Source organism: Vibrio sp. 10N.239.312.C11 (assembly GCF_041466065.1).
Lineage (GTDB): Bacteria > Pseudomonadota > Gammaproteobacteria > Enterobacterales > Vibrionaceae > Vibrio > Vibrio tasmaniensis_A.
Genome location: NZ_JBFSRZ010000047.1, coordinates 24,753 through 39,029, shown reverse-complemented (window position 1 = coordinate 39,029; position 14,277 = coordinate 24,753). Strand labels below are relative to the sequence as shown.

8 protein-coding genes are annotated in these 14,277 nt (G+C 44.6%); 3 read left to right on the top strand and 5 right to left on the bottom strand.

The window, feature by feature from the left end:
• Window positions 1–1,636: aspartate:alanine antiporter (locus AB6D07_RS17650; RefSeq protein ID WP_372140739.1), on the top strand; the 1,636-nt coding region annotated here is incomplete at its 5' end.
• 184 nt (window positions 1,637–1,820) lie between these two features.
• Here the strand turns inward: AB6D07_RS17650 and fabV are convergent.
• The 4 genes from fabV to AB6D07_RS17630 form a co-directional block, all read right to left on the bottom strand.
• Complete coding sequence (fabV, locus tag AB6D07_RS17645) at window positions 1,821–3,023, bottom strand: enoyl-ACP reductase FabV (RefSeq protein ID WP_009847071.1); 1,203 nt, start codon at window positions 3,021–3,023, stop codon at window positions 1,821–1,823.
• A gap of 209 nt (window positions 3,024–3,232) precedes the next feature.
• A complete protein-coding gene (locus tag AB6D07_RS17640; protein WP_017102660.1) occupies window positions 3,233–5,515 on the bottom strand; it encodes an acyl-CoA dehydrogenase in 2,283 nt (760 codons plus the stop codon).
• A 55-nt stretch (window positions 5,516–5,570) separates the two neighbouring features.
• Window positions 5,571–6,200, bottom strand: coding sequence for a TetR/AcrR family transcriptional regulator (locus tag AB6D07_RS17635; RefSeq protein WP_029222856.1), 630 nt, complete (start codon window positions 6,198–6,200; stop codon window positions 5,571–5,573).
• A gap of 439 nt (window positions 6,201–6,639) precedes the next feature.
• Entirely contained in the window at window positions 6,640–10,449 is a 3,810-nt protein-coding gene (locus AB6D07_RS17630) for a VCBS domain-containing protein (RefSeq protein ID WP_017102658.1), read from the bottom strand.
• 300 nt (window positions 10,450–10,749) lie between these two features.
• Here AB6D07_RS17630 and AB6D07_RS17625 point away from each other — a divergent pair, with 300 nt between their 5' ends.
• Both AB6D07_RS17625 and AB6D07_RS17620 read left to right on the top strand, forming a co-directional pair.
• Window positions 10,750–12,057 carry a TolC family outer membrane protein gene (locus AB6D07_RS17625; protein ID WP_017096715.1) on the top strand — a complete coding sequence of 436 codons (1,308 nt, stop codon included), beginning with the start codon at window positions 10,750–10,752 and terminating at the stop codon, window positions 12,055–12,057.
• Entirely contained in the window at window positions 12,057–12,668 is a 612-nt protein-coding gene (locus AB6D07_RS17620) for an OmpA family protein (RefSeq protein WP_032499350.1), read from the top strand. Before AB6D07_RS17625 ends, AB6D07_RS17620 begins: the two co-directional genes overlap by 1 nt.
• A 237-nt stretch (window positions 12,669–12,905) precedes the next feature.
• Here AB6D07_RS17620 and nhaA read toward each other — a convergent pair whose 3' ends face one another.
• A complete protein-coding gene (gene nhaA / locus AB6D07_RS17615; RefSeq protein ID WP_029222855.1) occupies window positions 12,906–14,069 on the bottom strand; it encodes a Na+/H+ antiporter NhaA in 1,164 nt (387 codons plus the stop codon).
• Window positions 14,070–14,277 lie beyond the last annotated feature (208 nt).

Here is a 14,277-nt window from a genome sequence, read left to right as displayed (position 1 = left end):
GAAATACGCGAAACGGGGTTGTTCTATCTTTAAATTTAATTACGCAACAAAGCCTCTCCAACTAGGAAATTCAATCGGTGTTCTGATTACTTCTCTTATCATGGGACATCTTGGCTTTTCCTTTAACGCCGACGCTCTCACAATTGGTTTCATGCTCTTCATTTACTGTGTAGGTATTGAAGCCGGGCCCAACTTCTTCGGTATATTCTTCAGAGATGGTAAGCATTACCTCATTCTTAGCCTCGTTGTACTTTCTACGGCCATTGCCCTTACTTATTTTTGCAGCGAATATTTAGGTCTTGGTTTCGGACTTTCCGCAGGCATGATGGCGGGAGCACTAACTGCAACACCAATATTAGTTGGTGCGCAAGATGCACTCAATTCAGGTTTAGCTGAAGTACCAAGAAACATGGACCTGGGTCTGGTCATAGAAAACCTCTCTGTAGGTTACGCGATGGCTTATTTAGTCGGCTTAATCAGTATGATTATGTTTGCCCGCCTTATTCCAAAGCTTCAGAAAGTAAACCTGCACGACTCTGCAGAACAAATAGCTCAAGAGCGCGGCCTAGGCACCTCTGGCCAGCGTAAGGTTTACTTACCCATTATCCGAGCTTATCGTGTGGGACCAGAGCTAATTACCTGGACTGATGGCAAGAACCTTCGTGAGCTTGGCATCTATCGCCAAACTGGTTGCTACATCGAGCGGATTCGACGTAATGGTATTCTTGCCCACCCTGATGGCGATGCCATTCTGCAAGAAGGCGATGAAATCGCATTAGTTGGCTTCCCTGACAGCCACGCTCGTCTTGATCCAAGTTTCCGAAACGGTAAAGAAGTTTTTGACCGTAACCTTCTCGATCTACGAATCGTTGAAGAAGAGATCGTCGTTAAAAGCGACAACATCGCGGGTAAGCGTTTATCTGACTTAAACTTATCGGAATACGGCTGTTTCCTTAACCGCGTAGTAAGAGCTCAAATTGAAATGCCGATGGACTTAAACATCGTACTTTCTAAAGGTGATGTACTGCAGGTGAGTGGTGAAAAGAGCCGTGTTCACGGCCTTGCAGAAAAAATTGGTTTCATCTCGATTCACAGCCAAATGGCCGATTTGACGGCTTTCTGTAGCTTCTTCATTCTGGGTATTTTGTTTGGTTTGATCACCATGACATTCGGCCAAGTCTCATTTGGTTTAGGTAATGCGGTTGGTCTTCTTCTATCGGGCATCATGCTTGGCTTCTTACGAGCGAACCACCCTACCTTCGGTTACGTTCCTCAAGGGGCGTTGAATATGGTCAAAGATCTCGGTTTGATGTTCTTTATGGTCGGTATCGGCTTGAGCGCCGGTGGTAAGATATTTGAGCATTTGACCCAAGTGGGTCCGCAAGTTATCGGGATAGCACTTATCGTGAGTGTACTACCAGTATTCTTCGCTTACCTAGTCGGCGCTTACGCACTGAAGATGAACCGAGCTTTGTTGTTTGGAGCCATCATTGGCGCACGAACCTGTGCTCCGGCGATGGACATAGTGAATGACCACGCTCGTTCAACTATCCCAGCACTGGGGTACGCGGGTACGTACGCGATAGCCAATATATTGATGACCTTAGCGGGTACTTTTATCATTATCATTAGCTAGTTTATTCAGCGTTATAACGCTTTAGATTAGATATTTTAAATGCACTAATTCATCGTTGAGTTGGTGCATTTTTTATTACTTAATCTCTTTTCTCATCCCACATCTCTATACTACTTTCCTCAAACTACAGACAAAAAATAGGCGCTCAATGAGCGCCTATTTCGTTTTAATTCGATTGTTTGAATTAGATGTCAGCTACATCAAATTCAACAGCTGTTTCAACGTCAGCTTCGTAATCAACACCATCAACACCGAAACCGAACAACTTCAAGAACTCTTCTTTGTACTCAACGTAGTCAGTCAGTTCTTTTAAGTTTTCAGTTGTGATTTGAGGCCATAGGTTACGACAATGCTCTTGAATGTCATCACGAAGTTCTAGGTCGTCTAGACGTAGACGGTTCACTTCATCAACTTCTGCTGCACTGCCATCTGCTTTGTATAAACGTTGGCTGAACATACGGAAGATCTGTTCCATACAACCTTCGTGAATGCCTTCTTCACGCATCTTCTTGAACACCATAGCGATGTAAAGAGGCATAACAGGAATAGCAGAGCTTGCTTGAGTCACAACTGACTTAAGAACAGCAACGTTCGCAGTACCACCAGTTTGGCCTAGTTTCTCGTTAAGCGCTGATGCTGCACGGTCTAGATCCATCTTAGCTTTACCTAGCGCGCCATCCCAGTAGATTGGCCACGTTAGCTCAGTACCGATGTAGCTGTAAGCAACAGTCTTACAACCGTCAGCTAGAACACCCGCTTCAGAAAGTGCGTTGATCCAAAGTTCCCAATCTTCACCGCCCATTACAGTAACAGTGTCTTTGATCTCTTCTTCAGTAGCAGGCTCAACGCTTGCTTCGATGATCGCATCTTTGTTTGTATCTACCGCTGTAGATGTGTACGTTTCGCCGATAGGTTTAAGAGATGAACGAATCACTTCGCCAGTCTCTGGCATTTTACGCACTGGAGATGCCAGTGAGTACACAACCATATCGATTTGACCTAGATCTTCTTTGATCAGGTCAATTGTTTTCTGTTTAGCTTCGTTAGAGAAAGCATCGCCGTTAAGGCTTTTTGAATACAGGCCTTCTTCTTTAGCTAGCTTATCGAACGCTGCTGAGTTGTAAAAACCAGCTGTGCCCGGCTTTTTCTCAGTACCGGCTTTCTCGAAGAAAACACCGATAGTTGAAGCGCCGCCACCAAATGCAGCCGCAATACGTGAAGACAAGCCGTAGCCACTTGAAGAGCCAACAACGAGTACACGTTTAGGTGCATTTGCGATTGGGCCTTGAGCTTTTGTGTAAGCAATTTGTTCTTTTACATTAGCTTCACAACCGACTGGATGTGTTGTAGTACAGATGAATCCGCGAATTCGAGGTTTGATGATCATATTCAACTTCCTTAAAAAATCAGGTTAAGGATAAGAGTTTCGTGCGCAAATGGCATCTAATTTCTGTAAAAATGTGGTGAAAATGCAAGTGGTTGGAGCACTCAACTGATATTTGCCGACTAAGTCACCATTTGTTAACGCTTCTATTGCGACTTCTACGACAAAAACAAAAAAGGCACCTTATTAGGTGCCTTTTATCATTTCGTTATCTAAGCAACGCTATTTAGCTTAGGTTTTAACTCTTTTCGCGTCAAAGTTTCAGTAAAGTCATGACTGAAGTGGTCAACTTGAATCGCTGTGTAACGCAGTTTATCAGCAGCAACAATTTGGTCGACTTCTTCTTGTGTCAGAACATCGGCAGCAAGTGCTTGAGCCAGTTTGTCTGCCAGCAACCCTTTACGAGCCACTTTGCCCTCTTTCACTGCTTTGAAGATCTTACGCTCTAGAGGCTTGATGCTGTACATCGCATTGAACGCGTTCTCCATAAGGCCAACACTATCATCCTCTTCCTTGCCGATGTAGCAAAGGTGAGTCAGACGTTCACGGTGTGCGCCCGGAGTCATCAAGCTTTCTGCTAGTTGAACTGTTAGGTTATCACTCGGTTTTTCGAAGTGGTTACCTACAGGGAAAACTAGACCTTTAAGTACTTTTCCAACCATCTTGTTCGGGAAGTTACGGTACGCTTCTTGTAACGACTTAGCCGCATTGTGGAAACAGTGTTGAACCGCGTAGTGTACGTAGTCTAGGTCAGCTTGTTGACGACCTTCGTCTTCATACTTTTTAAGTGCAGCAGACGCCATGTATAGGTAACTTAGACCATCACCCAAACGTGCAGAGATAAGCTCTTTACGTTTCAGTTCGCCACCTAATGTCAACATTGCGAAATCCGCACTCACTGCAAGCGCGCGGCTCAAGCGAGTCAAATCTTGGTAGTAAGGCTTCGTTGGACCACTCATGTCGGCTTTAATGAACTTAGAGCCAGTAAGTGCTGCACCAAACGCGCCAAACGTGTTTTTAGTTGCGTGTGAGATGTGCTTGAACAACAAGCTATCAAAGTCTTTTGCACCTTGCTTCTCATCTGGGTTCGCTGCCGCTTCCATTTCGCTCAATACGTATGGGTGACAACGTGTCGCACCTTGACCGAAGATCATCAGGTTACGAGTTAGAATGTTCGCACCTTCTACTGTGATTGCAACTGGAATACCTAGGTAAGGCGCAGCCAAGTAGTTCATTGGGCCATCTTGAATTGCACGACCTGAATGGATATCCATTGAGTCATTCAGAATAGTACGAGCCATCTCTGTCATGTGATACTTCGCGATAGCCGTTACGATACCCGGCTTCTCTTTCATATCAAGTGAAGTGGTTGTCAGTGTACGAGTCGCTTCTAATAGATACGTTAAACCACCAATACGGCCTAAGCTCTCTGCAACACCTTCAAATTTACCAATCGACATACCGAACTGCTTACGAACATAAGCGTATGCGCCGGTCGTTTTCGCTGTTAGGTGGCCCATCGCCGTGCCCAGTGCGGGCAATGAGATACCACGACCTGCAGACAGACATTCCACCAGCATACGCCAGCCTTTACCTGCGTAATCTGCGCCACCGATTAGCCATTCCATAGGAATAAATACATCGTGACCGCGTGTTGGGCCATTCATAAACGCAAGACCAAGTGGATCATGACGCTCACCAATCACAACACCTTCGTGGTCTGCCGGGATAAGCGCACAAGTGATACCAATGTCTTCTTTGTCACCCAGTAGCTTTTCTGGATCGTGCAGTTTGAAAGCCAAACCAAGTACCGTTGCCACTGGTGCTAGCGTAATGTAACGCTTGTTCCAGTTAAGCTTGATGCCTAGTGTCTCTTTACCTTCGTGCATGCCCATACACACAGTGCCGACATCAGGGATACCACCCGCATCAGAACCTGCTTCAGGGCCTGTTAGTGCGAAACAAGGGATATCTGTACCGTCAGCTAGACGTGGAAGCCAGTAGTCTTTTTGATCTTGAGTTCCGTAGTGAGACAGTAGCTCACCAGGGCCAAGAGAGTTTGGAACCATTACCGAAACCGCGGTACTGATACTACGCGTTGCAATCTTAGTTACGATTGTAGAGTTGGCGTGCGCCGAAAATTCACGGCCGCCGTACCCTTTCGCGATAATTAGCGAGAAGAAACGCTCTTTGCGTAAAAAGTTCCATACTTCCTCAGGAAGGTCTCGGTCTTCTTTCACAATTTTGTGGTCATCGAGCATAGCGAGCAAAGTTTCAAGTTCATTGTCCATGAACGATTGCTCTTCTGCTGTCAGCTGAGGTTTTGGGTACTGGTGAAGCTTAGTGAAATCTGGTTTACCAGAAAACAGCTCTCCGTCCCACCACACGCTACCCGCTTCCATCGCTTCTTTCTCGGTGCTAGATAGGGGTGGTAGTACTTTTTTAAAGAGTTTAAAAGCTGGGTCACTTACCCATTTTTGTCTTAGAGAGCTCATAGTTCAGATCCTTTTGTTCACTATATTGTTTGTGAATATTTTGCTTTTTATTGTTTTATTCTTTTGCTGACATGCCAGCGGCCAAATATGGGATAAGAATATCGACCACTGCCTTAGCATCTATCTTTCTGTCATAGTCATTCTCTGCAATTTCTATTAGAGCCTGGCTAGATGCCATGGTGAATACACAAGTCCCTAGGGTGAAGTGCAATCGCCAAAATAACTGTTCTTGAGTGAGGTTTGGGTTGGCTTTCATTACCGAGCTAGTAAACAGAGTCAGTACTTCGCTGTAGCGAGTTGTAATGAACCAACGCAAGTGACCTTGCACATCCGTATAACCTCGACCGATGAGTAACATAAATCGGCTCGTACCATTTGGCCTTACATCATTGAGTGCCCTTAGTGGCTGTCTTAAAGACTCAAACACGTCACTCATAGAATACGTTTCGTTCAAATTTAAGTTCACTAGTGCATCTTGCAATGCTGGCATAAATGCTTCTAAGTAACGATTGAGTACCGCACGAACCAGAGTCTTCTTATCGCCAAAGTGGTAGTTCACTGAAGCAAGATTGACATTGGCTTTACTCGTAATCGTGCGTAAAGAGGTGTCATTAAAACCGTGCTCAGCAAATAAGCCTTCAGCCACATCTAAGATTTTGTCTTTGGTTGTACTTCTTGGTGCCATTTCAATCACTCGTATTAAACAACTGTTTGAAATATACGCTTAGAACATTTATTTAACAAGCAGGCAACATCACATTTTCACAAATTGGTCGTACCAGTTGTAAGCATTACGTTCTAAGCGATTGAATAGAGACGCGTTTAATTAAAAAGAGAAAATTAATGAATTTTTGGGGAACTGAAATGGTAATCGAGGGTCATAAATTTAGTAGAAAACAGAGTATTTAGATGTTTAACAGGCCGTCAAACTTGTTTCTCACTGTTTTCTTAATTACTGCATTTTCCTTATTAACTCCTATACTTGTATCCGCCCAAACCGCGTTGGTTTGGGCTTTTTTTTATCTAAGATCACGGTGTTTTTTTTAGGTTAATAGTAGACACAAAAAAGCCCTCGAAACCGAAGGCTTTCATTACATTAAAGTTCAAAGCATTTCACGATCCGACTAGGCAGCATCATTTTTGATTAACTCGGCTAGCACCGAAAGATCATTGCCGAGATCAACCGAAGCTCCCATTTCCGTTGCAATACCTTCAACCACTATGGTTTGAGTATCACTGCCGCCATTGATTGGAATCGATAGTGCGATATCGTCTACATCAACAGACACTTCAATCATGCCAAGCAGCTCGGCCATTTGAGTTTCATCTTGTGGGTCTTCAAGTAGATCATTTAGGTCAATCAGATCACCGGCGCCCTCCGTATAAAGCTCAAAGTCTTTAATGATATCGGTCCCATTGTCGAGCGTAGAGTCTAGCCAAGTGAAGATGTTGTCTCCGCTATCTCCAATCAGCAGATCGTTGCCTGACTCGGCATACAAAGGTTCATTACTCGCTGCACTAATAACGTTATATTGCTGCGGTTCTTCGATATCTATGGTGACCGTCTCTACAGTGCTTTCTGCGCCATTAGAGCCGACCGCGACATAATCAAACTGCGGGTCTTCAGTTACCGCCTCGTTACCTTGGACATAGCGTAACTCCCAACTGCCCCCTGTCGATGACAACTCCATTCCAACGATCGGATTATCTGGTGATGAATAACTGAAATCATAAAGTATTTGGCTGTTTCCGGTGTCTCCGGGGTCTTTCTGATACTGCTCTGTATGCGTTGTACCATCAGCAAAGGTATAGAGTACTTCAACATAAACATTACTATTGGTGTTAAATGAACCACCCAAACCATCTAGACCAAAATCAATAACCCCTAATGGATTATTTGTAAAATCGAGGACTAAGGTCTCCTGTTTGTTCATACCTCTACCATCGGTATCACCAATACCAAAACCGACATGAGACTGTTCACCTTGATACTGTTTCAAAGGTTTATTATTGTTGTCTTCAATCGTAACCGTAATCGTATTGCCGTTATCTAGGGTAATAAGTCTCTCGGTTGGTGACACCGCGACGCCCCAATTATAGAAACCATCAACGAGCTCTGGCATATCGTCAGGGTCACCACTGAAGCCCATTTCAAACATTTCTCCTGGCCCGGCAACGAAGCTGATATTATTTGGGACAAACAACACACCGTTGTCGACGTCAGACTGCACAATTTCTCTCGTGACGCCATTTTCATCGGTATACAAAAGGCTGCCGTTAGTTGGCAAACTTTCTATCCGAATATTAAGTGGAATGTCGTCATGATCATCTTCTATATCTGAGATGTAATCTGGCATGCCGCCATCTTCAGAATCGAAGAGGATAGGTATAATCGCATCCTCATCATTAACGACCGTAAAGCTGGTCGCTTCAGGTGCGTCATTGACACCATTGATTGTTATCTCGATAACATGCTCTACACCATCGATGGCGGTGACGACATATCGCTCAATAACCGTGTCGTCATCGTTCAAGTATTGAACCGCATCGTTATCAACGACATAACTCCATGCCCCTTCAGGTGTAATCGTTAACATACCTAGTGCAAGTGCATAAGTAGATCCAACAGGGGTAAACACGCCATTAGGTTTAAATGCAGGCATGTCACTGGTGTCGACGTCAGTAATCGTTAAAGTACCAGACACCGAGAGTTCGTTGGTATCTTCATTGACATCGACGTCCTCTGTCACTTCTCCCACGTCAGAGTCACCTTCCCCAACCGTAATCTCAGATGGGTCATCGGCACCGTTGATGGTGATGGTCACTTCACTTGTGGTTCCGTCAATCGCAGTAACCGTGTAAACCTCGGTGACAAACTCATCATCATCGAGATACTGCACATCATCGTTGTCGACGACGTAAGTCCATTCGCCATCGTCGGTAATGGTCAACATACCCAACGCAATATCATTGGTCGAACCTTCAGGATTAAACGTTCCGTTAGGTTGAAAAGCCGCGACATCGTTAGCATCAACATCGGTAATCGTCAGTGTTCCCGTCGCCATCAAGTCGTTACTCTCCGGGTCAACATCGACATCTTCCGTCACCTCACCCATGTCTGAGTCACCTTCTCCGACAGTAATTTCGGATGGATCATCAGCACCATTGATGGTGATAGTTACTTCACTTGTGGTTCCGTCAATCGCAGTCACCGTGTAAACCTCGGTGACAAATTCATCGTCATCGAGATATTGCATATCGTCGTTGTCTACGACGTAAGTCCATTCGCCATCGTCGGTAATGGTCAACATACCCAACGCAGTATCATTGGTCGAACCTTCAGGATTAAACGTTCCGTTAGGTTGAAAAGCCGCCACATCATTAGCATCAACATCGGTAATCGTCAGTGTTCCCGTCGCCATCAAGTCGTTACTCTCCGGGTCAACATCGACATCTTCCGTCACCTCACCCATGTCTGAGTCACCTTCTCCTACGGTAATCTCGGACGGATCATCGGCACCGTTAATAGTAATGGTCACTTCGCTCGTGGTTCCGTCTATTGCAGTAACCGTGTAAACCTCGGTGACAAACTCATCGTCGTCAAGGTATTGCACATCATTGTTGTTGACGACGTAAGTCCATTCACCACCATCGGTAATGGTCAAAAAACCCAGAGCGGTATCATTGGTCGAACCTTCTGGGTTAAACACACCGTTTGGTTCGAAAGCAGCGACGTCGTTATCGTCGACATCGGTGATGGTTAGCGTCCCTGACGTCGCTAAGTTGTTGCTCTCTTGATCAACATCCACATCCTCAGTCACTTCTCCTGTGTCTGAATCACCTTCACCAACGGTTATGTCAGATGGATCATCGGCACCGTTAATAGTGATAGTCACTTCGCTAGTGGTACCGTCACTGGCTGTCACGGTATAAACCTCAGTAACGAATTCATCGTCATCCAAGTACTGAACATCGTCGTTGTTAACTACGTAAGTCCAAGCACCATCAGGGTCGATGCTCAATACGCCTAGCTGTGATTCGTTTGTTGAACCTACGAGGTTAAACTCACCGTCAGCTGAATAGGTAGGAGTGTCGCTGTCTACATCTGTAATTACGATCTGACCAGACGTCACTAATTGATTGGTGATCTCATCTACATCAATGTCCTCAGTCACACTGCCCGAATCATCGGTAGCGACTGCCGCATCATCAGTACCAATGATGGTGACGGTGATGACTTGTTCGCCACCGTCGGAGGTTTGCACTGTCGTCGTATCTTGAATTTGCTCGCCATCAGCAAGTTCATCAAATGGACTGTTGGCCACGAATGTCCACGAGCCATCCTCATTAACGACAAAAGACCCGAACCCATTTTCGCCTTCCGCATCTTTGGCGATAAAGGTAACGTCCGGATCGTCAATGGTTAAAGCGCCCCCGGTTTCAATAGGCTCATCCTGTTCAAACTCAATAACGTTGGTTTCACCTGAAACAAGCGCAAGAGCAATGATATCGAAAAGAGCAATACTTTGAGTTTCGGACAGCCCTTGAGATTCAAGTCCGTCAGTTTCAAAGTTTGTTGAAGCCAGAGTTTCAGCCCCTGTACGTTCAATCCTACCGCTGTTGGTTAGACTTGAGCCTTGCTCACCTGCTGCGGCATCAAACTCTTCACCCAATTCTGTTGGATCAAACCCTTCTTCAATAGCACGTTGAACTTGAGCGATCGCATCATCAGTGTCTATCACGTTTTGCTGACCTTGGTCATCGACAAACCGTGCAGAAACGTTTGGCACGCTCTCTTCAGTTGTTTCGACAGTGACAATGACGTCGCTAGTAGCTGGTTGCTCGCCCGGAGGCAAACGTCTAACTTGGCCTTGAGCGTCGAGCACTATAACGCCGTTCGCAAGACCTAGTATACTTAGGTTGATATTTCCCATATCCATATTCCCACTTCTGCCCAGAACACACCAAACGCGGATCCAATCCCACTCTGCGCTGTGGCTATTTCCTACAATAAATTTAGTAGTGGCATTATTGATAATCAACTCACTAAAGGCATGGAAATGCGATGCTTTTTAAATTAGTCAATAGCAATAGCGACTTACATTCAAAAAAAACCAACAAACTTCGCATTTTTTTGCAAATGTCCTAAGCTTCGTTTAATACCATTCACTCAATTCAACGGTAAACGTAGGTTGGGAAACGGATGAGGCATTGAAAGTAGAAGGAGAGCTACTTTGAAATTGTTTAAATTATCCATAATGTGTTGCTTAGTTGCTGCAGCACCACTCGCCGCTCAAACTCTGGAACAGTCTGTGGCTATTACCCTGGCAACGAATCCAGAGATAAAAAGCATCTTTAACGAATATGTGAGCGTGAAAAAGCGTAATGACGCCTCTGGTGGGGCATACAGGCCGAGTATCGACCTTGATGCCGGTATTGGTTATGAAGGTATAAACCCTGCACCAAATAACGGTCCAGACACGGATCTAACAAGAAAGGAAGCAACGATTTCCCTCACTCAATTGCTGTGGGATGGTTCTTCGACTCTGAACGATATTGACCGTACCGCTGCAGAAGCTGAATCAGTTCGTTTGCAATTGATAGCAGATGCCGAAGACAAAGCACTGGAGGTAACACAAATATATCTCGACGCAGTAAAAGCGACTGAGGTACTGGCGCTGTCAGAAAGTAACCTTGCGATACACAAGAAAATCTATAAAGACATAAAAAAACGAGCGAGTTCAGGCATAGGTTCTACCGCAGACGTTTCGCAAGTAGAAGCTAGGATTGCAAAAGCTCATGGTAACTTATTAGCCGCCCAGAATAATTTGATCGACACACATACCCAATTTAGAAGAGTTGTAGGACAAGAACCGCTAGGTCTGATTTACCCAAGGGCCGACATATCTTGGATTCCACTGTCATTGTCAGATGCCCTAGTTGACGCTTTAGATAAACACCCTGTAATTAAAATAGCGGCGGCAGATGTCGACGCAGCACATTTTCAATATAAACAGTCCAAAGGCGTAAACTATCCTACATTCTCTATCGAAGCGTCTCAGTCATGGCGTGATGATGCAGGAGGCGATGAAGGTTCAAGTCAAGAAACGCTCGCAATGCTGAGAATGCGGTATAACTTGTACAATGGTGGTACAGACAGCGCCAATTCAGAAGCTTCTGCTTACCAACTCAATAAGGCGAAAGATCTTAGAGATCGTGCTTATCGCCAAGTCGAAGAAGGACTTCGCCTCTCATGGAGCGCCTTAGATCTCACACTGCAACAGAAAAACTTTTTGTCCGACCATGTTGATTCAGCTTCAGAAACCGTTATCGCCTATGAAAAACAATACCGAATAGGTAAACGTACTCTGCTTGACCTGCTCAATACTGAGAACGAACTGTTTGAAGCACGCAAAGATTATCTGGATGCCCATTATTCGGAGCAGTACGCTAAATACCGAGTGATGAACGCTACAGGTTCTTTATTGAATGCTCTGCTGGTTGATATACCGGAAGAGTGGACAACGGCCGTGGAGTATTAATGATGAAAATAACTTACTTATTACTTCCCGTATTAACGATGACTTTATTTGCCTGCTCCAATCAGCAGCGAGAAACCTACATCGAGACTCCCGAAGCTGAACAAATTGCCGATCTACAAGACGATGATAAAGATGGTGTAGTAAACGCGCGAGATACCTGCCCTGGTACACCAGAAACATCACAAGTCGACAATGATGGCTGTGGTGAAACAATTCGAGCAGAAGAAGTACGACAGCTGAAAATACTCTTTGCTCATGACTCATTTGAAGTAAACCCAATATTTTCTAGCCAAATTAGCACCATGGCAGAGTTTCTTGAAAACTACAAAAGCGCTTCAATTGAAATCCAAGGTTACGCCAGTAAAGTGGGCTCCAACGAATACAACTTAGACTTGTCAAAGAAACGAGCAAACAATGTACAAGATGAGTTACTTTCGAATGGTATAGAACCAGAGCGCGTGAGAATTGTTGGCTATGGTGAAGAACGCTTAGAAAACGATGGTGACGATCCTACTTCACACGCACTGAATCGTAAGGTAACCGCGACCGTAGTTGGGTTAAGTGAGCAGATCGTTGAAGAGTGGACCATTTTTACCACACTAGAAAAGTAACGTGACATCATCACTGAAAGCGCAAGATGTAAGGTAAATTCGCTTACAAATACAGCTTAGCTTCAAGATCAATAAAGCCGTGATAGGGTTACCCATCACGGCTTTTTGTTCTTTGTCGTCACATGAATCGTAAAGGTGATTCTGTGACTCTTCTTGCTACTCAGAAATTGACTTGTTACTCAGTGAGTAGGCTCCCTCTTAAGCGAACCTACTACCGATTATGCTTTTACCTACCAATTATAGCTTTACTTCTTGATGCTTAGTTTTCGGTAGAGAAATACTTAGCAGGAAGTAACCTAAGATAGCTGCGGTCGTTGAGCCCATCAGGATACCTAATCGAGCAAGCGTATCAAAATCTGCGTTCGTTGGACCAAATGCTAGCGATGAAATAAAGATAGACATCGTAAAGCCAATACCACACAACACAGATACCGCGAAGATGTTCATGAAGTTCACACCTTCAGGAAGCTTAGCGATGCCCGTTTTCACAGCACCCCAGCTGAATAGGAAGATACCCAGAGGCTTACCAACCAATAGACCCATAGCAATACCAAGCGGTAGCATGCCTGTAAGGTTTGAAATTGAGATGCCTTCTAGTGAGATACCTGCGTTTGCAAATGCGAAGATTGGCAAAATTGCAAAAGCGACGTATGGGTGCAGAGCATGTTCTAGATGTTTCAGCGGAGAACGCTCTCCTTTATTGCCTTTCAGTGGGATAGCAAAACCAATGACTACACCAGCCAATGTTGCGTGAACACCTGACTTCAATACTGCGAACCACAGAATTGCACCAACAATAAGGTAAACACTCAGCTTAGTTACATGCTTGTTGTTTAGCATGAACAGCACACCAGTTGCAATGAAGCCAACCGTTAGTGCAAGCGTCGATAGATCACCTGAGTAGAACAGTGCAATGATAACAACAACCCCTAGATCATCGATAATTGCCAACGCTAGTAGGAATACCTTCAAGCTTACCGGTACACGGTTACCAAGAAGAGCCATGATACCCAATGCGAAAGCAATATCAGTTGCCGCAGGGATAGCCCAACCTTGAAGCGCTTCAGGGTTACTTGAATTGAATAGCACGTAAATAAGTGCAGGAGCTAGCATACCACCCACCGCTGCGATAGCTGGGAAGATTGCTGTCTCTTTAGACTTTAATGCGCCTTCTAACAGTTCGCGCTTAACTTCTAAGCCAATTAGAAGGAAGAAGACAGCCATTAAGCCATCGTTAATCCAGTGTGATACAGACATACCAAGAACATAGCTGTGCAGTACCCCTTGGTACATTTCGTTCAATGGTGAGTTTGCTACAAACATTGCGATCGCCGCAGCGATGACTAGTATGATGCCGCCAGCAGATTCCAATTTAAAGAAGTCACGGATGACGTCGGTCATGATTTCGCCCTTATATTTATTATTTAAATAAACGAATAACAAAGAATAACCACGAGTTTATATCCAAGCTCTATCGATAGATAATCACTTCTTCGGATGTTTAACTTCGGTTTTTCCTACAAATACTAAACAATACGTCGTATATTCCATAATGTTGTTATGCACCATGAATTAAGTATAGATGAGTTCACCAAGGCTGTATGCACAA

Bases quoted from the DNA above. Each gene is read 5' to 3' on its own strand.
- AB6D07_RS17640 (WP_017102660.1), bottom strand. From the start codon at position 5,515: ATGAGCTCTCTAAGACAAAAATGGGTAAGTGACCCAGCTTTTAAACTC.
- nhaA (WP_029222855.1), bottom strand. From the start codon at position 14,069: ATGACCGACGTCATCCGTGACTTCTTTAAATTGGAATCTGCTGGCGGC.
- AB6D07_RS17635 (WP_029222856.1), bottom strand. From the start codon at position 6,200: ATGGCACCAAGAAGTACAACCAAAGACAAAATCTTAGATGTGGCTGAA.
- AB6D07_RS17630 (WP_017102658.1), bottom strand. From the start codon at position 10,449: ATGGGAAATATCAACCTAAGTATACTAGGTCTTGCGAACGGCGTTATA.
- AB6D07_RS17620 (WP_032499350.1), top strand. From the start codon at position 12,057: ATGATGAAAATAACTTACTTATTACTTCCCGTATTAACGATGACTTTA.
- fabV (WP_009847071.1), bottom strand. From the start codon at position 3,023: ATGATCATCAAACCTCGAATTCGCGGATTCATCTGTACTACAACACAT.